Origin of the sequence: Aquabacterium sp. (assembly GCF_016234775.1) — a bacterium.
Classification (GTDB): domain Bacteria; phylum Pseudomonadota; class Gammaproteobacteria; order Burkholderiales; family Burkholderiaceae_C; genus Aquabacterium.
Genome location: NZ_JACRAH010000036.1, coordinates 1 through 24,344, shown reverse-complemented (window position 1 = coordinate 24,344; position 24,344 = coordinate 1). Strand labels below are relative to the sequence as shown.

General features: G+C 62.9%; 21 protein-coding genes and 1 pseudogene. 11 read left to right on the top strand and 11 right to left on the bottom strand.

The genetic code is table 11. The annotated features are described in order from the left end of the window. The first annotated feature begins 1 nt into the window (after window position 1). Genes ccmC through HY836_RS10205 form a run of 7 tightly spaced genes read left to right on the top strand, consistent with a single transcriptional unit; the run spans window position 2 to window position 5,621 of the window. Window positions 2-760 carry a heme ABC transporter permease CcmC gene (ccmC, locus tag HY836_RS10235; protein WP_290676043.1) on the top strand — a complete coding sequence of 253 codons (759 nt, stop codon included), beginning with the start codon at window positions 2-4 and terminating at the stop codon, window positions 758-760. A 7-nt stretch (window positions 761-767) separates the two neighbouring features. Beyond that, window positions 768-950, top strand: coding sequence for a heme exporter protein CcmD (gene ccmD, locus HY836_RS10230; protein WP_290676042.1), 183 nt, complete (start codon window positions 768-770; stop codon window positions 948-950). Window position 951: 1 nt separating this feature from the next. Then, window positions 952-1,413 (top strand): cytochrome c maturation protein CcmE, encoded by a 462-nt coding sequence (ccmE, locus tag HY836_RS10225; RefSeq protein ID WP_290676041.1) that lies wholly within the window; start codon window positions 952-954, stop codon window positions 1,411-1,413. After that, on the top strand, window positions 1,410-3,353 hold the full coding sequence (locus HY836_RS10220; protein WP_290676039.1) for a heme lyase CcmF/NrfE family subunit: 1,944 nt from the start codon (window positions 1,410-1,412) through the stop codon (window positions 3,351-3,353). The genes ccmE and HY836_RS10220 overlap by 4 nt, the downstream gene beginning before the upstream one ends. After that, window positions 3,350-3,874: a DsbE family thiol:disulfide interchange protein gene (locus HY836_RS10215; protein WP_290676037.1), complete on the top strand. Its 525-nt coding sequence runs from the start codon at window positions 3,350-3,352 to the stop codon at window positions 3,872-3,874. Before HY836_RS10220 ends, HY836_RS10215 begins: the two co-directional genes overlap by 4 nt. Continuing rightward, window positions 3,867-4,370, top strand: coding sequence for a cytochrome c-type biogenesis protein (locus tag HY836_RS10210; RefSeq protein WP_290676035.1), 504 nt, complete (start codon window positions 3,867-3,869; stop codon window positions 4,368-4,370). Before HY836_RS10215 ends, HY836_RS10210 begins: the two co-directional genes overlap by 8 nt. Before the next feature lie 6 nt (window positions 4,371-4,376). Beyond that, entirely contained in the window at window positions 4,377-5,621 is a 1,245-nt protein-coding gene (locus tag HY836_RS10205) for a tetratricopeptide repeat protein (protein WP_290676033.1), read from the top strand. Between the two features lie 38 nt (window positions 5,622-5,659). On the opposite strand, the gene HY836_RS10200 is transcribed toward HY836_RS10205, so the two are convergent. After that, window positions 5,660-6,862 carry a DUF5666 domain-containing protein gene (locus tag HY836_RS10200; protein WP_290676031.1) on the bottom strand — a complete coding sequence of 401 codons (1,203 nt, stop codon included), beginning with the start codon at window positions 6,860-6,862 and terminating at the stop codon, window positions 5,660-5,662. Between the two features lies 1 nt (window position 6,863). Then, complete coding sequence (locus HY836_RS10195) at window positions 6,864-7,754, bottom strand: DUF6502 family protein (protein WP_290676029.1); 891 nt, start codon at window positions 7,752-7,754, stop codon at window positions 6,864-6,866. A 136-nt stretch (window positions 7,755-7,890) separates the two neighbouring features. Between HY836_RS10195 and HY836_RS10190 the strand changes: the two genes are divergently transcribed. The 4 genes from HY836_RS10190 to HY836_RS10175 all read left to right on the top strand — a co-directional run bounded on the left by HY836_RS10190 (window position 7,891) and on the right by HY836_RS10175 (window position 12,052). Next, complete coding sequence (locus tag HY836_RS10190; protein ID WP_290676027.1) at window positions 7,891-8,295, top strand: DUF2946 family protein; 405 nt, start codon at window positions 7,891-7,893, stop codon at window positions 8,293-8,295. Between the two features lie 206 nt (window positions 8,296-8,501). Continuing rightward, window positions 8,502-9,290, top strand: a complete 789-nt coding sequence (locus HY836_RS10185) for a PEP-CTERM sorting domain-containing protein (protein WP_290676025.1) — start codon at window positions 8,502-8,504, stop codon at window positions 9,288-9,290. Window positions 9,291-9,320: 30 nt separating this feature from the next. Then, entirely contained in the window at window positions 9,321-9,998 is a 678-nt protein-coding gene (locus HY836_RS10180; RefSeq protein ID WP_290676023.1) for a hypothetical protein, read from the top strand. Window positions 9,999-10,003: 5 nt separating this feature from the next. After that, the gene (locus HY836_RS10175; RefSeq protein WP_290676022.1) at window positions 10,004-12,052 is read left to right on the top strand and encodes a TonB-dependent receptor; all 2,049 of its coding nucleotides are present in this window, start codon (window positions 10,004-10,006) and stop codon (window positions 12,050-12,052) included. A 26-nt stretch (window positions 12,053-12,078) separates the two neighbouring features. On the opposite strand, the gene HY836_RS10170 is transcribed toward HY836_RS10175, so the two are convergent. The 9 genes and pseudogenes from HY836_RS10170 to HY836_RS10130 all read right to left on the bottom strand — a co-directional run. Beyond that, entirely contained in the window at window positions 12,079-13,014 is a 936-nt protein-coding gene (locus HY836_RS10170; protein WP_290676021.1) for a GGDEF domain-containing protein, read from the bottom strand. A gap of 72 nt (window positions 13,015-13,086) precedes the next feature. Beyond that, on the bottom strand, window positions 13,087-15,642 hold the full coding sequence (locus HY836_RS10165) for a cation-translocating P-type ATPase (RefSeq protein WP_290676020.1): 2,556 nt from the start codon (window positions 15,640-15,642) through the stop codon (window positions 13,087-13,089). Next, window positions 15,635-18,145 (bottom strand): transporter substrate-binding domain-containing protein, encoded by a 2,511-nt coding sequence (locus tag HY836_RS10160; protein ID WP_290676019.1) that lies wholly within the window; start codon window positions 18,143-18,145, stop codon window positions 15,635-15,637. The genes HY836_RS10165 and HY836_RS10160 overlap by 8 nt, the downstream gene beginning before the upstream one ends. A 142-nt stretch (window positions 18,146-18,287) precedes the next feature. Beyond that, a complete protein-coding gene (locus tag HY836_RS10155; RefSeq protein WP_290676018.1) occupies window positions 18,288-19,061 on the bottom strand; it encodes an enoyl-CoA hydratase in 774 nt (257 codons plus the stop codon). Window positions 19,062-19,208: 147 nt separating this feature from the next. Next, on the bottom strand, window positions 19,209-20,537 hold the full coding sequence (locus tag HY836_RS10150; RefSeq protein WP_290676016.1) for a pectin acetylesterase-family hydrolase: 1,329 nt from the start codon (window positions 20,535-20,537) through the stop codon (window positions 19,209-19,211). A 147-nt stretch (window positions 20,538-20,684) separates the two neighbouring features. Continuing rightward, a complete protein-coding gene (locus HY836_RS10145; RefSeq protein ID WP_290676015.1) occupies window positions 20,685-21,548 on the bottom strand; it encodes an alpha/beta fold hydrolase in 864 nt (287 codons plus the stop codon). Between the two features lie 39 nt (window positions 21,549-21,587). Further along, a complete protein-coding gene (locus HY836_RS10140) occupies window positions 21,588-22,448 on the bottom strand; it encodes an alpha/beta fold hydrolase (RefSeq protein ID WP_290676014.1) in 861 nt (286 codons plus the stop codon). A 142-nt stretch (window positions 22,449-22,590) separates the two neighbouring features. Further along, a complete protein-coding gene (locus HY836_RS10135; protein WP_290676012.1) occupies window positions 22,591-23,814 on the bottom strand; it encodes an acetyl-CoA C-acyltransferase in 1,224 nt (407 codons plus the stop codon). An 18-nt stretch (window positions 23,815-23,832) separates the two neighbouring features. After that, window positions 23,833-24,344 (bottom strand): annotated as a pseudogene (locus tag HY836_RS10130) (3-hydroxyacyl-CoA dehydrogenase); the annotation flags it as partial.

Genomic DNA, 24,344 nt, shown 5'->3' with positions numbered 1-24,344 from the left:
GATGTCTAAGCTGAACTGGACCACTTTCGCCGCGCCCTCGAAGTTCGAACGCCTGGCCGGGGCCCTCATGCCCTGGTTATGGGCCGTCTGCCTGTTGATGAGCGCGGCAGGCCTGTACATGGGCTTCATCGTCGCGCCGACGGATTTTCAGCAAGGTCAGTCCTACCGCATCATCTTCATCCACGTGCCTGCTGCCTGGATGTCCATGGTGCTGTACATGGCCATGGCCTTCTGGGCTGCCACAGGCTGGGCCTTCAAGGTGAGGCTGGCCTCCATGCTGGCCCGCGCGATTGCGCCCACGGGTGCCCTGTTCACCTTCATCGCGCTGTGGACCGGCGCTTTCTGGGGCAAACCCACCTGGGGCGCCTGGTGGGTCTGGGATGCCAGGCTCACCTCCGAGCTGATCCTGCTCTTTCTGTACCTGGGCTACATGGCCCTGGTCGAAGCCATCGATGACCCGCGCCGTGCCGATGCCGCTGGCGCCCTGATTGCATTGGTTGGTGCCATCAACGTGCCCATCATCTATTTCTCGGTGCGCTGGTGGAATACCTTGCACCAGGGCGCGTCCATCAGCATGACGGCCGCCCCCACCATGGCCTCGACCATGCTCACCGCCATGCTGCTCATGACCATCGCCTTCTGGGCCTACGCCTTTGCCGTGGTCTTCACCCGCACGCGGGCCATCGTGCTGGAGCGCGAAAGCGAGACCCAGTGGGTGCAAGCGCTCGTCCATGGTCATCAGAACGGTCGCCAGGAGTGAATGAACCATGTCGCAATGGCAGAGCTTTTCCGACTTCATCGCCATGGACGGCTACGGCCTGTACATCTGGGGCGCCTATGGCGTCACCTTGCTGTGCATGCTGGTCGAGCCGCTGATGGCCACCCATCGCCGACGCCAGGCCTGGCGCCATGCCCAGCTGGCCAGCCGCAGCGAACAAGAGGATACATAAGATGACACCCCGCAAGAAGCGCCTGATGCTCATCCTGGGTGGCCTGGCCATCCTGGGCATCGCGGCCGCACTGGTCCTCAACGCCTTTCAGAAGAACCTGGTGTTCTTCTTCACGCCCTCGCAGATCGTGGCCAAGGAGGCCCCGCTGGACCGCACCTTCCGCCTTGGTGGTCTGGTTGAAAAAGGCTCGGTGACGCGAGACGGCGTGATGGTCAACTTCGTGGTGACCGACACCTTCCGCAAGGTGCCCGTGCGCTATCAGGGCATCCTGCCCGACCTGTTCAAGGAAGGCAAAGGCGTGGTGGCGCAAGGCAAGCTGGGCACGGACGGCGTGTTCGTTGCGCAAGAGGTGCTGGCCAAGCACGATGAGAACTACATGCCGCCCGAAGCCGCCGAAGCCCTCAAGCGCGCGGCCGACGCCAACGCCCGCATCGAAGCCGGCCAACACAAGGAGCACAAATGATTCCCGAACTGGGCCAGATCGCGCTGGTGCTGGCGCTCGCCGTCTCCATGCTGTTGTCGGCCATGCCATTGTGGGGCGCCTACAAGGATGATGCCGCCCTGATGGGCCTGGCCCGACCGCTGGCGCGCGTGCTCTTCGTGCTGATCGGCGCGGCCTTCATCGCCCTGATGGCCAGCTTCATCCGCCATGATTTTTCGGTGCTGTACGTGGCTTCCAACTCCAACAGCGCGCTGCCACTGCCCTATCGCATCGCTGGTGTCTGGGGTGGCCACGAAGGCTCGCTGCTGCTGTGGGTGATGATGCTGTCCTTCTGGATGCTGGCTGTGGCGCAATTCAGCCAGCACCTGCCGCAAGCCGTGCTGGCCCGCATCCTGGCCGTGATGGGCATGATCAGCTTCGGCTTCCTGCTGTTCATGCTGGCAACCTCCAACCCGTTCGAGCGCCTGCTGCCCATGGCGCTGGATGGCCGAGACCTGAACCCGCTGCTGCAGGACCCCGGCATGGTGGCGCACCCGCCCATGCTGTACATGGGCTATGTGGGCTTCTCCGTGGCCTTCGCCTTCGCCATTGCGGCCCTGTTGGGCGGCCAACTCGATGCCACCTGGGCCCGCTGGACGCGCCCCTGGACGATTGCCGCCTGGATCTGCCTGACGATTGGCATCATGCTGGGCAGCGTGTGGGCCTATTACGAGCTGGGCTGGGGTGGCTGGTGGTTCTGGGATCCGGTTGAAAACGCCTCCTTCATGCCCTGGCTGGCTGGCACGGCCTTGATGCACTCGCTGGCCGTGACCGAGAAGCGCGGCAGCTTCAAGAACTGGACGGTGCTGCTGGCCATCACGGCGTTCTCGCTGTCGCTGCTGGGCACCTTCCTGGTCCGCTCGGGCGTGCTGTCGTCCGTCCATGCCTTTGCCACCGACCCACTGCGAGGCGCGTTCATCCTGACCTTCCTGGTGGTGGTGATCGGCGCATCACTCACTTTGTATGCCTGGCGTGCGCCCACCGTGGGCCTGGGCCAGCGCTTCGGCCTGGTCTCCAAAGAATCCATGCTGCTGGCCAATAACGTGCTGTTGATCGTGGCCATGGGCTCGGTGCTGCTGGGCACGCTCTACCCGCTGTTCCTCGATGCCATGGGGCTGGGCAAGATCTCGGTGGGACCACCCTACTTCGACACGGTGTTCGTGCCGCTGATGACGCCACTGGTCTTCCTGATGGGGGTGGGCCCGCTGGCACGCTGGAAGCAAGCCGAGCTGCCTGATCTGGCCGTGCGACTGCGCTGGGCGCTGGCGGTGTCGATCGTGGCGGCGCTGGCCACGCAATGGCTGGCCGGCAAGATCTCGCTGGGCACCTCCATCGGCTTGTGGATGGCCTTCTGGATCGTGGCCTCCATCGCGGTGGACCTGCACGAAAAGGGCTGGCGCAAGATCCCTCTGGCCATGGCCGGCATGATCGTGGCCCACCTGGGTGTGGCTGCCTTTGCGTTTGGCGTCAGCATGGTGCGCACCTACGAGACAGAACGCGATGTGAAGATGAAGCTGCACGACACCACCGAGGTGGGCGGCTATGTCTTCCAGCTGCAGGATGTGCGCGAGGTGCAAGGCCCGAACTTCGTGGCAGCCCGTGGTGAGATGCGCATCACACGCAATGGCAAGACGGTGAGCACCCTCTACCCCGAAAAGCGCATCTACAAGGTGCAGAGCAACCCCATGACCGAAGCCGCCATTGATGCAGGCATCACGCGTGACCTGTATGTGTCGATGGGTGAACAACTGGAGACGGGCGAGTGGATCATCCGCGTCTATCACAAGCCTTTTGTGGACTGGATCTGGGGAGGCTGCCTGATCATGGCCATCGGCGGCATGATGGCAGCCAGTGACCGACGCTACCGAGTCCGCAAGCCGGTTGAGCGCTCCACACCCACAGCAACAGGAGCCACAGCATGAAACGCTTCCTCTTGCCGCTGGGCATCTTCCTGACGCTGGCCGTGTTCCTCGGCCTGGGCCTCAAACGTGACCCGCGCGAAGTCCCCTCCCCCCTGATCGGCAAGCCCGCGCCCGCCTTCAATCTGCCCGCCTTGAGCGACACCAGCCGCAGCCTGCGTAAGGAAGACCTGCTGGGCAAGGTCTGGATGCTCAATGTGTGGGCATCGTGGTGTGGCGCCTGCAGGCAGGAGCACCCTGTGCTGGTTGAATTCGCGCGCCGCAACGTCGTGCCCATCTATGGCCTGAACTACAAGGACGAGCGCCCGGATGGCCTGGCCTGGCTGCGTGATGGCGGCAACCCTTATGTTGAATCCTTGTTCGATCATGAGGGCCGCATCGGCATCGACTTCGGCGTCTATGGTGTGCCCGAGACCTTCATCATCGACAAGGCGGGCGTGATCCGCCACAAGCACATCGGCCCCATCACGCCGGACGTGCTGGTCAATGAAATCGAACCCCTGCTGAGGCAACTCAATGGCTGATCTTGCTGTCCCACACGCACACTCATGGGTCCGGCCAGCCCTGCGTATGCTGGCCTGGTGTGGCCTGGTGCTGTGCCTGCACCTCACGGTGACATCACCGAACGCCTGGGCCGGTGAAGCCGCCCTGCTGGCCGAGAACCCCGAACAGGAAGCCCGCATGATGGCCATTGCCGGCGAACTGCGCTGCCTGGTCTGCCAGAACCAGACGGTGGCCGATTCGCACTCCGGGCTGGCCGTCGACCTGCGCCAGGAGATCCGCGAACAGTTGCAACGCGGGCAGAACGAGCAACAGATCCGCAACTACATGACGTCTCGCTACGGCAACTTCATCCTCTACCGCCCGCCGGTGGATCGCAGCACGGCGCTGCTGTGGTTCGGCCCAGGCCTGCTGGCGGTGGGAGGCCTGGCCTTCCTGTGGTGGACGCTGCGCCGCCGCGCCCGCATGCAAGCCGATGCCTTCGATCCTGATACCCCTGATCTGCCCGAGCAGCCTTGAGACACCATGAGCCTGGACATCAACCACCTCAAGACCCAGTTGCGCCAACTGGCCGATCTGCATGCCAGCGGCACCCTGCCCGATACCGCCTATCAGGAGGCCAAGGCCAAGCTGGAGCGTCAACTGCTCGATGCCGTGATGAGCGGCGCCGAGGTGCATGCAAGCGCAGCCAGTGCCACAGCTAAGCTGGTGTCCTCGGCACCGGAAGCGCCACCCCGCGTCTCTCGCAAGCTGATGTGGGGCATGGCCGCCTTTGTCGTGGCCACAGGCGCCATGGGGTACTACCTGGTCGGTACGCCCAGTGCTTGGCAGATTGGCCCCAGTGGGACTACCGTGAGCACGGCTGCCGCCGATGGTGAGGCCACGAGCGGCAACAGTGCTGCGTCAGGCAGCAGTGCGCCACACGCCATGAACGAAGACCAGATCAAAGGCATGGTCGACAGCCTGGTGGCCAAACTCAAGGCTGAACCCAACAACCCGGAAGGCTGGGCCATGCTGGCGCGCACCTATGCCGCGCTGCGCCGCTTTGATGAATCGTTGCCGGCCTATCGCAAGGCCATCGAGCAGCGCCCCGATGAGGCCCAGTTGTATGCCGACTACGCCGACGCGCTGGCGGTGACACAAGGCCGCAAGCTGGAGGGCGAGCCCATCAAGCTGATCGACAAGGCCTTGAGCCTGGACGCGAACAACTTCAAGGCCTTGTCGCTGTCCGGCACCATCGCCTATGACAAGCAGGACTACAAGACGGCCGCATCGCTGTGGGAGCGGGCCGTGCAACATGCCCCAGCGGACAATCCAGCGTTGGCTCGCCAGATGCGAGCTGCGTTGGATGATGCGCGGCAGCGGGCGGGCCTGCCTGTCCTGAAGCCAGAAGCAGCACAAGGCGACGCCGGGATCAGCGTCGGCCACAAGCAAATCACCGGCACCGTGACCCTGTCCGCACAACTGGCAGGCAAGGTGTCTCCCGATGACACCGTGTTCATCTATGCCAAGGCCGCACAAGGCCCCAAGATGCCACTGGCCATCATCCGCAAACAGGTGCGAGATCTACCCTACCAATTCGAGTTGAACGATGCCCAGGCCATGGCGCCACAGTTCAAACTCTCAGGCTTCAGCGATGTGATCGTCACCGCGCGCGTGTCGAAAGGCGGCGATGCCATGCCCCAATCTGGAGACTGGATTGGTCAGTCCGGCGCCATCAAAACGGGCGCTCAGAACGTGACCATCGAGATCAAGAGTGCCGTGCAGTAACTTGCACGGCAAGGCTAGACGACAATCTGCCTGATGCCTCAATTGCAGGAGTCGCCCACCTCGATTTCGATCGCGATCAACTGAGCTGCGCTGTTGTAGCCCTGGCCGTGCACTTCCACGCAATCACCGTCATGGAGCGTCCGGTTGTTTTGCACGACACCTGAGGTGTAGGCCACCGTCACGCCCCGCACCACCAACGTTTGCGCCGTGACCTGGCTGATCTGCCCATGCAGCTCGGTGCCACTCGCTTCTTGCTCCAGTTCACTGTCGCTCTCCAGCTCTGAGGCAATCAGCACGCCCGCTTGCAGGCGACCTTCTACGCGCACCCTCTCACCCAAGGTCAAGGCCATCGCCGACGTGATGCCACGCACGTTCACGAGTTGCCCATCCACCTTCATCAGGCCTGATGCATCGGGCAACTGGGTAACCAGGCCTTCCACGCTGGCTTCATCCACGTCATCAACCAGAGGTTGATCCACCACGATGCGACTGGCCACCCAGGCACCAGCAGTGAGGGTCGGACTGAACCACACTCGGATGCGTGCCGTGGCACCCGCACCAGCTGGCAAGCTGCCCAGCATCGTTCTGTAGTCGATCGCCTGCACTACGGTTGACTGTCCCACGTAAACATATCGATCGGAAGCGGCCGAGACGTAACCCACCATCTTGTAGGTTGCTGGCGGGCTGCTCAACACGTCAATGCGAGTCGCCGTGTACACACCTGAGGCATCCAGCAAGCCATGCACCTCGACGAAATCGCCTGAACTCGGCATGCGCGCCACGACCGTCCGGGCATTGGCATTCACACGCTGCTGGTGCACAGTCAAGGAGGCCAGCGAGCCGTCCAGATTGATTGCCACATTGGCGGAAGGCCCCACCAACACGCTGCCATAACGCACCGTGCTGGCCATCGCAACCGGTGTGGCACCTGGCGTCGCAGCCGGCGTCACGCCGGACCCCTGCACTTCGACCATCATGCCCAGCTTCAGCTCTGACGAAGCATGGCTGGCACTGCCATCGACATCGTCATCGCGACGGATGCGCGCCGAGTCCACCCCATAACGCACGTTGTTGACGATGATCGAACCCAGGCCTGACACCGGGCCATTGGTGTAAGAGCCCGTGCCCCCTGTTCCCACCCCACTGCCATTGGCCTGGGTATCACCAGGGCCACCGCCGCCACACCCGTTGAGCACCAGCACCAGGCTCAGCAGGAAGGTCCATTTCAGGTGTCTCAGCATGTCATTTCCCGCTGGGCATACGGCGCGGCACCACGCCGGCACTGCCCGTTTCTGGCTCGGTCCGTGCCGAGTCATGGTGATAGGTGAACAGCCCCAGACGCACTCGTTGTGTCGCGGTATCAGGCGTTTGCGCGTCCAGGTCTATACGCTGCTCCAACAGCGGCACCGCCTCGGTGACCAGGGCCTTCCAGTGCTTGCGCGCCAGATGACGCACCTGTTCGACCGAATCCGCTGACAGGCCTTGCGCGAAAACGGCCTGCTCGAAATGAGTTGGCTCATCGCCGATCACGTTCTCGACCGCAGCGTGCAGGTGGTCACCCACGTTGTCGCCAAGGAACTCGACCATGCGCTGCAGATCCCCGCGTGGTGTGAAGCCATCCTGAATCAGGCTGACGGTATCGGTCTCGGCATCCCAACGGGCCAGATCCAGGCGGCAGAGTTCGTCCAGCATGGTTCGGGGGTGTACATCTTGCGTGATCGAGCGAGCGAGTGCTTCAAAGCTGGGCGCGTCACCTTGACGTGGCAAGGCGCGTGGTTTGCCTTTGACGCGCAACTTGCGATCCGAGATCCAGCGCGTGAACAACTGGGACACCAGTGACGCACCGGCAGGACTTGGGGCACCCGGATCGGATTGTGTCAAACGCGTGACCTCCCGGCGATTGATGCCCGTGGCGGCGCTGATGCGGCTGACCAGGCGATGTGCGGGCAACCCTTGCGCCAACTGCGCCTCCTGCGCGGCGCGCACGAAGGCCTGTTTCAGAGACTCTTCGACAACCGCGTACGTCAGGCCTCTGGCCACAGCCAGATCGGCCAAAGGCGCCAGAACGGACTGGATGGCATCAGCCAGCGCGTCGTGATCGGAGGGCTGCGGGGAACCGGCAGAAGAAGGCATCAAGGGGACCAGGGCATTCCACCCAATGAAATGTGTGATGTTCCCATTTTAAATCAGTCATGCATCTCGCCACGCATTGACCCCGCACAAAACAGGCTTTGCGAGACACTCAAAAGTGTGCTTTACACTGCCACACATGATTTCACGCACCAGCCCCCATCTTCGCTGGATGGTCTGGATGACTGCCATGGTCATCCTGCTGAGTGCGATCGCCCCTGCGGTTTCCCGCTGGCTGGCCACCCACCACCTGACTCAAGGATCTGCAGTACCGTCTGCCGAGGTGTGCGTGAGCCGTGAAGGCTTGCCTTCCATCATCGTGATCAAGCCCATGCAGGAGCAACCAGCTCATCACGCCTGGCTGGATCACTGCCCACTGTGCGTCATGCAAGGTGACCATGCAGGCATGCCGCCTGCGCAGATGGCGGCGCTGCCCCTCACCGGGCTGCAGCACGAAGTCCCCCGCCTGTTCCTGGACGCGCCTGGGCCGATGCCCATCTGGGCGCCGGCCCAGGCCCGAGCCCCTCCTGTTGCGCAGGCCTGATCGGCCTGCCCCCACTCCTTTGTTGACAACGCGCTGATCCTTACGTGATCAGCTGGCTCGGGCGCCATGCCCGGGCCATCTCTGTGCGCCAGCCATGGCGTGCCAGACCGCGCTGCCACACACACGTTCATCACACACGCAGACCTGTCGAGCCAGATCACGCCGATCGCCGACAGCAAGGATCTGCGCATCAGGATTTTTCACACATGTTGACCCGTCATTTCGTCCTGGCCCTGAGTGCGGCCAGCTTGTCTCTGCCCGCCCTTGCACACGTCTCTTACACTGGCCGCGATCTGGGCACCTACGATGGCCTCAGTTCGACCAGCAACACCATCAGCAACCAGGCCGTGAGCGGCAACTACGGCTGGGCCGATGCCGCCGATGCGGACTGGGGCGACAGCCACAAAGGCAAGTGGTTCAAGTTCACGCTCACGGGCGATGCGCTGGTCGCCTTGACCGTCAGCGCCCATGCCGGCGCCACCAGCACATCGGTTGGCGGATTGCTGCCCGGCTTCTCGATCTACCAGGGCATTGCGCCCACCAGCGTGGATCCGAGCAACGCCGCCGTGAGCTATCTGTCGTATGACACATCCACCGCATCCACCGCCTACAAGGCCTCCCTGCCCTTCCCCGTTGAAGGCGTCTGGCATGCCGTGGGTGACTTTCAGATCGGCAACGACTTTGGCGCCATCAACACACTGAGCTTCAAAGGCTACTCGGTTGATGGCGTGGGTGCAGTTCAAGGCGGCACAGGCGATGGTCTGCTGGACGGCATCACCAGCAAAACGTTTGCGCTGGGCGCTGGCACCTACTCCCTCATCGTCGGCGGAGCCGACTACGAAGCCCAACTCGGCAGCAACCCCAACTTGGCCACCGCCTACGGCATGAGCGTAGGCATCCAGGTCAGCAGCGTGCCGGAACCCGCCACCGTGAGCTTGTACGCACTGGGGCTGGCCGGCCTGCTGATGGGCGCACGCCGTCGCAAGCTGCGCTGATCGATCACCACCAACACAAGAGGAACGCACATGCAAACCATCTCTCACTTCGTCCGCCGCGCTTCGCTGCTGGCTGTTTCCCTGCTGACCCTGAGTGGCCAGGCACAAGCCCACGGCTCGCTCGATGGCAGCACCCTGACCATCGAATACGGTCTGGATGCCGGCGCAGGTTGGCAGACCATCAAGTCCCGGACCTTCACCGTGGGCGCAGGCCAGGAGGTCAGCAACTGGTCGATCGACAGCAAGAACACCATCCAGTGGAACATCGACGTCAGCGGCACCGACGTGGTGCTCAGCTACGTTGGCAGCGGCGACTTCATGAACTTCGGCTCGCCTGACAAGCTGGGCTTTCGCCTTGTCGACAGCGGCAACAGCATCGCCGCCATCGAAGGCGCGGTGGTGAGCAACACAAGGTATGTGCCCAATGTGCAGGGCAATCTGCTGGAAGGCTTCGATCCGGCTACGGCCCTGACCTTTGATGCCGACCACGTGTATGTCAACCTGAACGCGTCGATGTACCACCACCATGCCATGCCCGGCATGGGTGACCCCGTGCGTGACACCATCGGCCTGCACCTGAGCCTGCACGAGACCCCGGCCGTCCCAGAGGCCTCGACCTGGGCGAAGATGGGCCTGGGCTTGCTGGCCATGGGTGCCGTGGCACGTCGCCGCCAGGCTCGTCGTTCACCACAGCGCGAGCAACAGTGATGATGATGCGATACCGGACGATCGGATGGGCCTGCCTGAGCCTGCTGCTGACGCTGGACGCGACGGCACAAACCAGCGACACCACGGCAGACAAGGACCAGTTGCCCACGGTGTCGATCAAGGCCAGGCCCAGGCAGCAGGCCTCGCAAAGCAAGGTGAAGCTCAAAGGGCAGACCGACGAGCAAGACGATGTGGCGCAGTTGCTCAGGCAAGTGGGCGGCGTGCAGGTCAACCGACAGTCAGGTACCGCAGGCACGGTGCTGGTGCGAGGCCTCGGTGGCTCTCGCCTGCCCGTGCTCAACGATGGCATCGCCATGGAAGGCGCCTGCAACCATGGCATGGACCCGGCCACCTCCTACATCGACCCGGAAGCGGTTGACCAGGGCACGGTGATCAAAGGGCCCAGTACCGTGCGCTATGCGGGGGTGCTGGCCGGTGCCCTGGTATTTGAACGCAAGCCCCCGTCTGCCGATGCGCCCTCGGCGTTGACACTCAGCCAGACGCTGGCCGCCTTCGGCAAACAGCAGACTCATGCAGAAGGCCTTGTCAACAGCGAAACCATGTGGGCGAGGGTCACCAACCGACACCTGCAAAGTGGCGACGAAAGAGACGGGCACGGCCAACGCATCCCGTCAAGCTACTTGCGCGACAACCACGATCTGGAACTGGGCTGGCGTTTGAGCGAGGAGCAAACGCTGTCAGCCAAACTGACACGCAGCGATGGCTGGGCCGTCTACCCCGCGTATCACATGGATGGCACGCGCTTTCTGTCGGACAGCCTGGGGCTGCAGTGGCGTGCGCAACGACTGTCGCCATGGGTAAAGCAGGCCGAGGCCCAGGTGCGCTGGCAAAGTGTGGACCACGCCATGGACAACTTCACCCTGCGGGGTGAGGAAGGCACTTATCAGGCCGATGGCATCAACCGCACACGCGAGATCATGCTGCAACGCAATCGCTCCCGTGCCGCCAGCCTGAGAGTGGACTTGGATATTGCAGACGACCACGTGATTCGGCTGGGCCTGGATGGCCGGTTAGACAGCTACCACGCACAGAATCACTTTATCAACACGGTATGTTTTGACCTGGGCAGCGAGGTCACCTGCCTCCCCCCGGATGATCTTGGCATCGCCCCCTACTACGACATCCGCATCCAGCAGACCGGCGCCTACGCCGAATGGCTGGCCACGCTGGGTTCGACATCCGTGAGTTCGGGCCTGCGCATTGACTCAAGGCAATCCCGCGCAGGGGATGTGCGCGGCATCGCGGCCAACGCCACCCCCGTCAAGGGTCAGGGCAGCCGCCGCCAGATGACCCTGCACAGTGCCTTCGTCCGCGCAGAACACAGACTGGACGCGCAATGGCAGGCTCATGCGGCCATCGGCCAGTCAGAGAGAGGGCCCGACTATGTCGAAATCGGCAGCTTGCAGGGCTATGACCTGGCCCTGGAACAACACAAGGAGCTCAATGCTGGCTTGCGCTACAACGCCGGCCAACTCAGCGCCAGCGTCAACGGTTTCATCAACCTGATCGACAATTTCATGCTGGTCACCAGTGGCACCAGCGCAAAAAGTGTGGATGCCATACGCCGAGGTTTTGAAGGTGAGCTCAACTGGGCAGCCAGCCCAACCATTGCGCTGGGCGGCAACCTGAGCCTGGTCTGGGCCGCCAACAAAACCGATCATGTGGCACTCGCACAGACCCCTCCGACACAAGCCCGGTTGTATGCCGCATGGAAGCAGGATGCAATCGGCCTCAAGCTCATCACGCGCATGGCCGATGGCCAGCAGCGCATTGACCGCAACCATGGCAGCACCAACGGTCTGGATGTGGCCGCCACACCAGGCTTCAGCGTGTGGGACATCCAGGGCGAGTACAAGTTCAACAAGCAGGTGCAGGTAGCGGCAGGCGTGGACAATGTGTTCGATCGCTACTATGTGGAGCACCTCAACCACAGCAGTGACGGCTCATGGGCCAACCTGGGCAGCAAGCTGCCCGCGCAGGTACCCGAAGCAGGTCGGCGCTGGTGGATCAAGTTGGGTATCAGTCTGCCGTGATCACTCCAACCTTGAAGGCGCTGCCGTCAGGGCTGATGCCAGTCCTTGCGGTGTGCCAGGCGCGTCTGCGCATCGGTGACCACCACCTTGTCCCGGCCCGCTCGCTTGGCCGCATACAGGCCTTCGTCGGCGCGCGCGACGGCGCCTGACCAGTCCTCATCGTGCTGCAGGCTCTGGGCCACGCCGATGCTGATGGTCACGCTCAGGCTGGTACCCTCGCCGCCATGCACGTCCATGCTGGCAATGAGATGCCGCAGGCGTTCGGCCACCTGCCGGGCATCGTCCACATCGGCTGTTGCCAGCACGATCAGGAACTCCTCGCCACCGATGCGCCCCACGCGATCGCCATCTCGCAGGTTCTGACACAGGGTGTGCGCCACCTTGCGCAGAACCTCGTCACCCACGCCATGGCCGTAGCGGTCGTTGATGCTCTTGAAGTAATCAACATCACACATCATCAGGCACAAGGGCTGGCTAGCCTGCCTTCGATCCCTGTGCAGGGCCTCAAGATGGGCCAAGATGGCCCGGCGGTTGAAAAGACCAGTGAGGGCATCGCGCTCTGCCATGGCGGCCAGCTTGACCTCCAGGGCCTTGCGTTCGGTGATGTCAAGGATGGTGCCCACGATACCGGCAACCTCACCGTCCGCACCATACAGTGCCGCCTTGTGAAAGACCACATGGCGACGCTCGCCATCGCAGCGCTTGATCTGGGCTTCGTAGCGTTGCTCTCCACCTGACTGCATCAACACTGCATCAGCGTCGAAGTGCGATTGGGCGTACTCCTGCGGCGAAATGTCGAACACGGTCATGCCGATGATCTCGCGCCGACGCCGCCCGATCAACCGAGCAAAAGCTCGGTTGCAACCTTGATAGACGCCCGCTCTGTCCTTGAAGAACACGGGTGTGGGAAGGGCATCCAGAACAGACTGGACAAGGTCCGGCAACAAGTGAGAAAACAGCACTTCACCAGTCCTGATATGGTCAAAATGAGTTCGACATTATCAATGTCACATACGAAATGTCATATGCAGTATTCACGCTTTGCCCGCGCGAATCCACCGCAGAATCTGAAGCGAAATCAGGGTACAGAACATGGCGGCGCCCACTGCGATGGCACCCGATTCGCCCGGCAAGGTCATCTTGAACAGGCCACTCAAGGCAGGCACGAAAAACACCACCCCCAACAAGCAGAGGGTCAAGGCCAGCATGCGCCACAAGGCTGGATTGGGGCGCAACAAGCCCGACATCACGTGCCCATGCAAGGATCGGTTGTTGACGATGAGCAGGATGTTCACGGCAACAAGTGCGATGAATCCACCCGCCCGCGCCTGCGGCTCGCTCAGGCCTTGCTGCAACAACCAGGCATACGCCAGACCGACCGCCCCCAGGGCCAGCAAGCCTTGCGTCAGGCTATATAACATCATCGACCTGGTCAGCAAGGGCCGGCCGATCTCGCGTGGAGGCCTGCGCATGATGTCGCGCTCATCAGGCTCGGCTTCGAACACGATGGAGCAGACCGGGTCAATGATCAACTCCAGAAAGGCGATGTGCACGGGCATGAACAGCAACGGCCAGCCCATCAACAAGGGCAGCAGGGTCAGGCCTGCAATGGGCACATGCACGGCCAGCACGAAGGCCATGGCCTTGCGCAGGTTGTCGTCGATGCGGCGCCCCAACTGAACGGCTTTGACGATGGCGCCGAAGTCATCGTCCAGCAGCACCATGGCGGAGGCTTCACGCGCCACATCCGTGCCACGCGAGCCCATGGCCACGCCGATGTCGGCCGCCTTGAGCGACGGCGCATCGTTGACACCATCGCCCGTCATGGCCACCACATGACCGCCCGCCTGCAGCGCCTGCACGATGCGCAACTTCTGCTCCGGCATCACGCGCGCAAAGACCGAGACCTTCGCCACACAGGCCTTGAACGCCTCGTCCGACAGGCCTTGCAGATCTTCACCGCGCACCACATCGGCGCTGACATCCAGGCCAGCCTGCTCAGCCATGGCCTTCGCGGTAACGGGATGATCGCCCGTGATCATGACCACTTTGATGCCGGCCCCTCGACAGGCCTGCACGGCTTGCGGCACGTCAGGGCGCAAAGGGTCCTGCAGGGCGACCAACCCCATGAATTCGAAATCGAAGTCATGCTGAATGGCGGGCCATTGACCACCTTGCTGAGGCCCATCGTGCCGGGCCCTCGCCACGCCCAGCACGCGCATGCCCTGGCTGGCAAACATGTCAGCCGCACGCCGTACTTCAGCCAGCGCCGTATCACTCAGATGGCACAGATCGGCGATGGCCTCGGGTGCGCCTTTGGTGGCGATGAGGTGCCCGTCCTGCTGAGGCGCGCGCCACACATGGGACATGGCCAGCATCTCGGGGCTCAGCCCGTATTCATGCACCAGTTGCCATGGGGCATGTCGTGCGATCTGCTGAGGCAACTGGGCCTGCCCCAGCACCCAGAAGGCCTTTTCCATGGGGTCGAAGGGATCGCGTTCGCTGGCCAGGATGCCGTGCAAGAGCAAGGCATGGAAGGACTCCGGCAAGGGCGCCGACGTTTCTTGTGCACGCCAGGTCTGCCCGCTCACGTGCATGGCGGCGATGCTCATTCGATTGAGCGTGAGCGTGCCGGTCTTGTCGGTACACAGCACGGTGGCCGTGCCCAGGGCTTCGATGGCACTGGCGCGCCGCACCAACACGCGCTGTTGAGAGATCCGCCAGGCCCCCATGGCCATGAACACGGTCAGGATCAGCGGGAACTCCTGGGGCAACAGCGACATGGCCAAGGTGATGCCTGCCAGCACGGCCGCCAGGGTATCGCCGCGCATCCACACATAAAGCAGCGCCACCAGCACACTCAGGCTGATACCGACCAGTGCAAAGGTGCGCACCAGGGCGCGTGTCTGCTGCTGCAAGGCGGGCGGTGCCTGCTCGATCTGATGCAGGGCCACACCAATGCGACCCAGCTCGCTGTGCGGGCCGGTGGCCGTGACTTCAGCCATGCCCAACCCGCGCACCACCATCGAACCCGAGTACACCCAGGGCTGGTCATCGCCACCCGGCCTGCGAACATCACCATGCGTCGTCAGCCAGGGCACCTTGCACACGGGCACAGACTCACCCGTCAACAGGGATTCGTCCGCCAGAAAGTCATTGGCGGACAACAAGCGCGCATCGGCCGGCACCCTGTCACCCTCCTCCAGCAACAGGAGATCCCCCGGCACCACCTCCCGACCGGGAATACGCTTGCGTTCGCCATTGCGGATCACCAATGCACGAGGGCTGCTGAGATCGCGCAAGGCCTCCAACACGCGCTCGGTGCGGGCCTCCTGCACAAAGGAAATCACCAGGGTCAGCGCCACAAAGGCCAGCAGCATGCAGGCTTCCCCCACATCCCCCAGGGCCAGGTAAATGCCGCCCGCCACCAGCAGCAACTGCAGCATGGGCTCACGCACGAGCTCCAGCGCAATGCGCCAAGCCGTGCGCTTGCTGGCCTGCGGCAACTCATTGGGCCCATGTTGCAGCCACCTCGCCTGCGCTTCGGTCTCGCTCAGGCCCGAGTGGATGGAGCTGCCGCTCTCAGGCAAGGGTGCTCCCAAGGCGCTCGTGGATCAACATGTCGATGTGCGTGACCTTGATGGGCTTGGACACATAGTCGTCAAAACCGGCATCGCGAATGCGGTGCACGTCCATGGGCATGGCATTGGCTGTCACCGCAATCACGGGCGTGGCACGGGTCTGCGGATCACTGCGCAACTGGCCCAGGACTGCATAACCATCGATATCGGGCAAATGGATGTCCAACAAGATGAGATCCGGTCGACTGCTTCTGGCCAGCGCCAGGCCAGCTTGCCCCAATGGGGCGGTCACAAGTTCCACGCCCTGGTGTCGCGCCACAATCTGCTCCATGAGTTGCAGGTTAGCGGGATTGTCCTCGACATACAACAAAGTAGCCAGCCGGGGCGAGGGGCGCCCGCCGGCCACCGTCGGCCCGATGGCTGACTGCGCATCAGGCCTCATGACGTTTTCCTGCAAAGCTCGCTGCGGCATGGCCCGAGGCAAATCCACCCAGAAGGTGCTGCCCTCGCCTTCCTGACTGTGCACGCCCATGGCGCCTTGCATCAACTCGGCCAGGCGTCGACACAGACTCAGCCCGATGCCAGAACCCTCGATCTGGCCTGACTCCGCGCCCAGCCGGCTGAACGGTTGAAACAGCTGATCGAGGTACTTCGCCGCGATGCCTGGCCCCGTGTCTCGCACGCTGATGCGGATGACCTCGTCGCCATGCACGCAAGCCTCCAGCCACACCTGGCCGCCAGGGCGGTTGTATTTGACCGCGTTGGACAGCAGATTGAGCACCACTTGCCGAACGCGCGTCGCATCCGCCATCACGGCCAGATCATTCATGCCGCCCATGCTCAACGCGACATGCTGCTGATCCGCCAAGGGCTGCATCAGAGCAAGCACCTCGCGCCCCAAAGCACTCAGTTCGACCCGTTCTGGATGCAAGGTCAAACGCCCTGCTTCGACCTGCTCCAGATCCAGGACATCGTTGATCAGATGCAGCAGATGTTTGCCAGCACGCAGGATCTCCTGTACATGTGCCTTTGATCGACTGGCGCTGCCCACATCCATGTCGATGAGCTGTGCAAAGCCCAGGATCGCATTCATGGGCGTGCGCAACTCATGGCTCATGCGGGAGAGAAACTCGCTCTTGGCCTGACTGGCGCTTTCGGATGCATCGCGCGCTTCGACCAATTGCCGTGAGCGCTCCTGAACGATCTTCTCCAGCTCGTCGCCATGGCGCGCCAGTGCCTGTTCAACCAGTTTGCGGTCAGTCACATCGCGCGACAGCACGATGAAATGATCGCGCTGACCACTGCCTGTGCGTTTGCGCGCCACGGACAGCTCGAACCAGCGCAGCCCTACGGGCAAGTCCAGGCTGACCTGTGTGCCGAAGGACGAACCATGTGCCGCCGCTTCATGCAAGGCATGCATTACAGCGTCTGCCGCTTGTACAGACATGACCTCCTGGACACGGCGCCCCAACAAGCTTTCAGGGGGCTGCAGCAGCAGGTCTGCCCGACTGGCCCTCACATCCACATAACGGCCATCCAGATCCACCTCGAACATCAGGTCAGGTATGGCCTCCAACGTGGCGTTGAGTTGCGCGAGTGTCTGCTCAGCGTCCTGCTTGGACTCGGTCAACTGTTTCAATGAGGTCGACAGTTCACGCGTGCGCAAGACCACCCGTCGCCGCAAGGCGATGTTCCAGGCCCCCAGCAACAACACGAGGGCACCGACAGCCAGCAAGGTATAGCCTCCATAACGGAGGTAAGCCGGCACGCCCGACACCTCCACGGCTGAGCCCATCCATCGATCACGCACCGCCATCATCTCCGAGTTGGTAATGCGGCTGAAGCCGTCTTGCACCAGTTTGTAGGTGGCGGCATCCCCCTTGCGCACAGCCCAGTGGAACTGCCCGATGAACAGCGGCGGCGAGCTACGGTACTGGTGCTCGAGCTGCTTGCGAACCAGGAAGTAGCTTGCAGGCGGCTTGTCTTCGCAAAACACCCTCACCTCCCCCACGGCGGCCGCGTCAATCACGGCTTCATAACTGGGGTAACGACGGAAGGAATCCAGCCCCTGGCTTTGCAGGTAGTCCACGCAGGCATCGCCGTCCTTCACGCCAATGGTGAAGCCCTTGAGCGAATCGGCATTGGCAATGCCTGCCACACTCTCGTGGAAGAAGATGGGGACTTCAATGTCGCTGTAGGCGGGGCCGAAGTCGTAGAGGCTCTTGCGAGGCCCGGTCTCGAAGATGATGTCGATGACATCGGCCTGCCCGGACTGGATCTGCGCCTGGGCCTTGGCCCAATCCAGGCCAACCAGATTAACCTGGACGCCCGTGCGCGCCGCCCACAGGTCCCAGACATCCTTGCGTATGCCTTGCAGGCGCCCGGCGTGATCACGGAACACATAGGGTGGGTAGTTGTCATCCACGACAACCGTGATGCGTTGAGGCGCGGCCTGCTGCGCATGGGCCGACAGACCCAGACACAGCAAGCACGCCAATGCGCGAGCAAGCACGCGCCACACCCCAGATTCACAGACTGACATCCGAATGCTTCCCATTTTTTGCTTCTCAGGCACGCTGGTGTCCTGAAAGCTGTATGAAAAGCATTATCGCGTGAGCAAGACCGTCTGTCGCCCCCGCTCACGCCGGATCAGATCAACACTTGGAAAAGTCGGGCTTGCGCTTTTCCATCACGGCGCTGATGGCTTCCTTGGCGGCCGGGCCTTGCAGCAACTGGCCGAAGTGCTTGAGCTCTTCGGTCATCACCGGCGCCAGTTGCGTCTGGGCCATCTTCATCAGCGACTTGGTCACCCGCAGCGATGCGGCCGGCTTGGCGGCCAGCTTGGCGGCTTGTGATTGCGCATAGCTGTTGACTTCATGCGGCGGCACGATGCGGTTGATCAGGCCCATCTCCAGCGCCTCTTCGGCGTAGAAAGCCTCGCCCAGCATCAGCTTTTCAGCAGCCTTCGGGTAGCCGATGATCTGCGGCAGCAGCAGGCTGGCGCCGGCTTCAGGGCACAGGCCCAGGTTCACGAAGGGCAGGCTGAACGCGGCGTTGTCACCGGCGTAGACCAGGTCGCAGTGCAGCAGCAGCGTGGTGCCGATGCCCACAGCCGGGCCGGCCACAGCCGCCACGATGGGCTTGGGGAAGTCGCGGATGGCGTTGAGAAAGCGCACCACGGGTGGCACCTCGCCACCGGGCTTGCTGATGGGCGGGTTGTTGAGGAAGTCAGCCAGGTCGTTGCCGGCGGTGAAGATTTCGACCGCGCCTTGAATGACGGCCACGCGAACGCTGTCATCCGCCGTAGCAGCTTCCAGCTCTTCAGCCAGGCGGGTGTACATCGCCGTGGTGATGGCGTTTTTCTTGTCCAGACGGTTGAAGGTCAGTGTCAGTACACCAGCTTCACGATGCTGCAGGATCTCGCTCATGGCCCAATGTCTCCAGGTTCTTCCAAGTTCTCGGGAACCCTGAATTAGACGCCACTTTCGGGTGGTTTGCACGACAGCCGCATGCAAGCTTTGGCGACAAAAGTGCAAAGGCCCGGCATCGCCGGGCCCGCTCGAAGCATCGTGACTTCAGATGCCGAAAAGTGCGTAGAACGCGGTGTTGATCCAGCTGATCAGGGCGATGCCACTGGAGTTGGGCGTGGTGCGCTGCGTTTCGTAAGCGCGGATCAGCGGCTGGCTCGGATCCAGGATGTTGTCCACGAACACGCCCACATCCGCCAGGTTGGCCTCCTTGATGCCGGTGCCGGTAAACGAGGCTGTGGTCAGCGTGTGGGACTTGATGAAGTCACGACCGTAAGGGATGTAGTAGCCCGTGTTGGCGTAAGGCTTCATGGCGTCCACCCAGGTGCCGATCTCCTTGACCCATTTGGCCTTGAGCAAGGCATCGCGCTTGGCGCCTGCCGGCACGGCCGCGATCTCGGGATAGAACTTGGTGTACGAGAAGGACGAGAACACGGCGTCCGCCTGGAACACCGCATAACCCAGGCGATCCTGCGGGAAGACCTTGGCCAGGCCCGTTGTCAGGCTGCCGAGGTTGTCCACCGTGCCCGCCGTCGGGAAGGTCGCGATCATGCGCGACGCCAGGCCGTTGTCGCCATCGAGGCCCCAGGCCACACGGATCTTGTTGTGCAACAGCACGGAAGGCGCGTCTTCAGGCGATGCATTGCGGTCCACCTGGAACAGCGGGCCGGAATCCGCCAGCATGGCCGACTGCTTGGGTTGCGCCGCCAGACGGATCAAGCCGTACATGGCCGTGGCCCCCACGCCGCCAGCCGAGAAGCCCGTGACCAGCAACTGGTCCTGCTTGGGCAGATGGCGCCCCACCCAGTTGGCCACGGCCTCGCCGTTCTTGAAACCGCGGTGGTAATAGGTGATGGGGCTGGCCGGATCGGCATCGCCATAAGTGGCCACCTTGTTGCCGGTGTGCACGTCACCCGTGCAGTAGGGCACGTAGACGATGTTCCAGCTTTGCGTCTGCACCTTCTGCAAGGGGTGGGTGCGCGAGGTAAACGGCGTGATCAGGCCGCCCAGCGCCAGGCCCGAGCTCATGTAGTTGGTGGGGATGCCGTTGTAGTTGGTGGCGCCCAGCAGGCCGCCCTTCATCTGGCAGGCGTTCTGCTCCCAGCAGGCGCCGCCGCCCTCGAACATGATCACCGTCTTCTTCGCATTGGCCGCCTTGGTGGTGCGGTTGACGAAGAAGCGATAGGGGGAGCCATTGCCGCAGCTAGCGCCGGATGCCGCCGGGGCCTCGATGGCCTCCCACTTGTTGAAGGTCGTGGGTGCAGGGCCAACGTTGCCTGTGGTGTTGGGCACCCAAGGGGCTGGGGCGGCCCAGGCGGAAGAAGCGATAACGGTGGCAAGGGCGCTCAGGCCCAGGTGCACGACAAGGCGTGGCATGAGTGGCTCCGTGGTGGACACGCCAGCGTCATACACACAGGTCTGGGCAGGGCGTCGCGTCAGATTGAATTGCTCTGCATTCTGTCGATTCGATTAACGCCCCGCATCGGTGCTAACGTCATAGCCCGTTCAGGGGGATGGTTCGCGTTATCCCTTGCCTGGCTCCCCCTGCAACCAGTCCAGGGCCACGGGCCACAGGCGTTCGGCAGAGCTGGCCTTGAACAGGCCGAAGTGCCCGATGCGCTTCATGCCCATCTGATGCGGATGCAAGTGTTCGAAATGCACCGGGGCCTTCGCATATAGCTGATACAGCTTGCGGATACCGGCAGGGCTCACGAGCTCATCGTCTTCGAGCACCACCGCGGTGATGGGCACTTGCACGCTGGCGTAACGCGCCCGCACAGCGGCCCCTTCGGAGCCGAGGTAATCAGGATGCAGGCACCACTTGCGCCACTGCCACATGGCGGCGGCAGGCAGGTCGCCCACGGCCCCCAGCTTCTTGCCCGGGAAGTAGCCAGCCAGGCCGATACCCACGGGGGCCAGCACCCACCACAGCAAGGGCGCCTGCATGCGCACCTGCGGCGCATTGAGCCGCCAGTAGCCATTGCCACTGGCCACGGTCAGCACGCGCTCGAAACGCTCGGGCTGATCCAGCCAGCCGAACAACTGGCCACCCAGGCTGTGCCCGAGATAGGTCTTCGGCGCATCGGGCCAGCGCGCACAAAAAGCGTCGACCACGGCAGGCAGGTCCTTCGAGGCCCAATCGGTGATGCTGGCCTTGAAGCCACGCAAGCGCCGAGGGGCAGACTCGCCCGTGCCGCGCCAGTCAAAGGTCATCACCCCCACGCCCTGGTGGGACAACCACGTGGCAAAGGCTTCATAGAACCGTTGCGGCACGCCCATGGCAGCGCCAATCAGCACGGCGCGCTGAACGACGCCGGCAGGCGCATACACGCGTGCCACCAGTGCATGGCCATCGCGCGTGCTGATCTGAACGGTTTCTGCAGGCATTGGTGGCTCCGGGCTTTCGGATGGGTTGGTCGTCGTCTGTCACATCGCCGTGGCCAAGCCCAACCAGGGCAGACTCATGGCCCAGCCACGCGGGCCGGTCCGGGCATGGAAGAAGTTGAAATGCCCCACGGTGCGAAGACCATGCTTTTCGGGCCGCAGGACCTGAAGATCAACCTGCGTGCCGGTGTAGTGCGCATGCATCGCCTTGACGCCACGCGGGCTGGCCATGGTGTCATCCGTGAACACGACCGCCGTGATGGGCAGCCTCACGTTGGCATAGGCCCGACGGACCTCTTCACCCTCGCTGACGACGAAGTCGGGATGGGCGCACCAGCGCTTCCATTGCGCCACCACGCCACGCGGCAGGTCGTCCACCGTACGGATGCGGCGGCCGGCGAAGTAGCCGTGCCGCGCCACGCTCAAAGGCACGATGACATGCCAGAAGGCACCGATCACATAACGCAGCGGCCGCGCCAGATGCTCGTGATAACCACTGCCACTGCCCAAGGTGGCCACGCGGTCGATGCGGGGGTGCTGCGGCATCATGCCGAACAGGATGCCACCCATGCTGTGGCCGAACCAGGTGATGGGCAAGCCGGGGTGACGCAGCGCCACCAGTTCCATCACGGCTGGCGCATCGTGACGTGCCCAGTCCACCAACCGGGCCTTGTAGCCGACCAGGCTCGGCGGGGCTGACTGAGCCATGCCGCGCCAGTCAAAGGTGTAGACGACGCAACCTTGCTGCACCAGCCAGCTCGCGTAGCGTTCGTAAAAGGTTTGAGGCACGCCCAAGGCGCACGCCACGATCACCGCACGGCGAACGTTGATGCCACCTTGAGGCCTGAAACAACGGCCTGCCAGCATGTGGCCATCTTCGGTAAGGATATGCAGGGCTTCCATGAAACGTCCAACAGAAGCAAGGCAGAAATATCGCCTGTAAAAAAGCCCGCAAGGATCACTCCATTGCGGGCTCTTGCAGTTCAATCAACCATCAATCAGGCCCGTACAAGCACCTGATCAACAGCCAATTTGAAGCAGCTCATCACAGGCTGTCAACGCGCTCGAAGATGCCAGCAGCACCTTGGCCGGTACCGATACACATCGTCACCATGCCGTACTTGCCGCCAGTGCGACGCAGACCGTGCACCACGGTCGCAGCGCGGATGGCACCGGTTGCACCCAGAGGGTGGCCCAGGGCGATCGCGCCGCCCATCGGGTTCACCTTGGCGCGGTCCAGCACGTGGCCCTTGCTGTCCAGGTCCTTCAGCACAGCCAGCGACTGCGCAGCGAACGCTTCGTTCAGCTCAACCCAGTCCATGTCCGAAGCCTTCAGGCCGGCGTATTCCAGAGCCTTGGGGATGGCTTCGATCGGGCCGATACCCATGATTTCGGGTGGCACGCCCTTGACGGCGAAAGCCACGAACTTGGCCAGAGGCTTCAGACCATACTTCTCGCAAGCTTCCTTCGAAGCCAGGATCAGGCAGCCAGCGCCGTCGGACGTCTGCGACGAGTTACCGGCCGTGACCGAACCCTTGGCAGCGAACACGGGACGCAGCTTGGCCAAACCTTCCACCGACGTGTCAGGACGAGCGCCTTCGTCACGGCTGATGGTCTTCTTGGTGATCGTCACTTCGCCTGTTTCCAGGTTGGGCGTACGCACTTCGATTTCGATCGGCGTGGTTTCAGCGTCGAAGAAGCCAGCTTGCTGAGCGGCGATGGCGCGGCGGTGCGATTCGGTGGCGAAAGCGTCCTGCTCTTCGCGGGTCACCTTCCACTGCTCGGCCACCTTCTCGGCGGTCATGCCCATGCCGTAGGCGATACCGACGTTTTCGTCGAGGTTCACCACAGCGGGGTTGAACGAAGGCTTGGAACCGCCCATGGGGACCATGGACATCGATTCCACGCCACCGGCGATCATGACTTCGGCTTCGCCCACACGGATGCGGTCAGCTGCGATCGACACGGCAGTGATACCGGCCGCGCAGAAGCGGTTCACGGTGGCACCGGCCACAGTCTTGGGCAGGCCAGACAGCAGCGCGGCGATCTTGGCCACGTTCATGCCTTGTTCGCCTTCAGGCATCGCGCAGCCAACGATGGCGTCTTCGATGGCAGCCGGATCCAGCGTAGGAACCTGGCTCAGGGCGTTCTTGATGGTGGCGACCAGCAGATCGTCAGGGCGGGTGTTCTTGAACACGCCACGGCCAGACTTGCCGATCGGGGTACGGGTGGCGGCAACGACGTAAACGTCGCGGAGTTGCTTAGACATGTGTTTGTCTCCGATCGATCAGTTGCGGACAGGCTTGCCAGTCGACAGCATGCCCATGATGCGCTCTTGCGTCTTGGGGTTGTCCAACAGCGCGCAGAAGTGCTTGCGCTCCAGGGCGTGCAGGTATTCCTCGCTCACCAGGGTGCCGCCATCGACGTCGCCGCCGGTCAGCACATCGGCGATGGCCGAGCTGATGTAGTAGTCGTGGGCGGAGATGAAACCACCGTCACGCATGTTGATCAGCGACGACTGCAGCGTGGCCTTCACGTTGCGGCCAGCCACAGCGAACTGCTTCTTGGCAGGGGCGCGGTAGCCGGACTCGAACATGGCCTTGGCTTGAGCGATGGCCACGTACAGGACTTCGTCCTTGTTGGGCACAACGATGTCGCTGTCCAGCAGGTAGCCGAACTTGCGCGCTTCGATGGCAGAAGTTGCCACCTTGGCCATGGCTGCAGCCTGGAAGCCTTCCTTGACGAAGCCCATCAGTTCAGCGCCGACCATGCCGGACACGCCCTTGGAGGCTTCAACTT

Bases quoted from the DNA above. Each gene is read 5' to 3' on its own strand.
- HY836_RS10190 (WP_290676027.1), top strand. From the start codon at position 7,891: ATGATTTCACGCACCAGCCCCCATCTTCGCTGGATGGTCTGGATGACT.
- HY836_RS10185 (WP_290676025.1), top strand. From the start codon at position 8,502: ATGTTGACCCGTCATTTCGTCCTGGCCCTGAGTGCGGCCAGCTTGTCT.
- HY836_RS10195 (WP_290676029.1), bottom strand. From the start codon at position 7,754: ATGCCTTCTTCTGCCGGTTCCCCGCAGCCCTCCGATCACGACGCGCTG.
- HY836_RS10180 (WP_290676023.1), top strand. From the start codon at position 9,321: ATGCAAACCATCTCTCACTTCGTCCGCCGCGCTTCGCTGCTGGCTGTT.
- HY836_RS10140 (WP_290676014.1), bottom strand. From the start codon at position 22,448: ATGGAAGCCCTGCATATCCTTACCGAAGATGGCCACATGCTGGCAGGC.
- HY836_RS10220 (WP_290676039.1), top strand. From the start codon at position 1,410: ATGATTCCCGAACTGGGCCAGATCGCGCTGGTGCTGGCGCTCGCCGTC.
- HY836_RS10210 (WP_290676035.1), top strand. From the start codon at position 3,867: ATGGCTGATCTTGCTGTCCCACACGCACACTCATGGGTCCGGCCAGCC.
- HY836_RS10175 (WP_290676022.1), top strand. From the start codon at position 10,004: ATGCGATACCGGACGATCGGATGGGCCTGCCTGAGCCTGCTGCTGACG.
- HY836_RS10205 (WP_290676033.1), top strand. From the start codon at position 4,377: ATGAGCCTGGACATCAACCACCTCAAGACCCAGTTGCGCCAACTGGCC.
- HY836_RS10200 (WP_290676031.1), bottom strand. From the start codon at position 6,862: ATGCTGAGACACCTGAAATGGACCTTCCTGCTGAGCCTGGTGCTGGTG.
- ccmE (WP_290676041.1), top strand. From the start codon at position 952: ATGACACCCCGCAAGAAGCGCCTGATGCTCATCCTGGGTGGCCTGGCC.
- ccmD (WP_290676042.1), top strand. From the start codon at position 768: ATGTCGCAATGGCAGAGCTTTTCCGACTTCATCGCCATGGACGGCTAC.
- HY836_RS10215 (WP_290676037.1), top strand. From the start codon at position 3,350: ATGAAACGCTTCCTCTTGCCGCTGGGCATCTTCCTGACGCTGGCCGTG.
- ccmC (WP_290676043.1), top strand. From the start codon at position 2: ATGTCTAAGCTGAACTGGACCACTTTCGCCGCGCCCTCGAAGTTCGAA.
- HY836_RS10150 (WP_290676016.1), bottom strand. From the start codon at position 20,537: ATGCCACGCCTTGTCGTGCACCTGGGCCTGAGCGCCCTTGCCACCGTT.
- HY836_RS10135 (WP_290676012.1), bottom strand. From the start codon at position 23,814: ATGTCTAAGCAACTCCGCGACGTTTACGTCGTTGCCGCCACCCGTACC.
- HY836_RS10145 (WP_290676015.1), bottom strand. From the start codon at position 21,548: ATGCCTGCAGAAACCGTTCAGATCAGCACGCGCGATGGCCATGCACTG.
- HY836_RS10155 (WP_290676018.1), bottom strand. From the start codon at position 19,061: ATGAGCGAGATCCTGCAGCATCGTGAAGCTGGTGTACTGACACTGACC.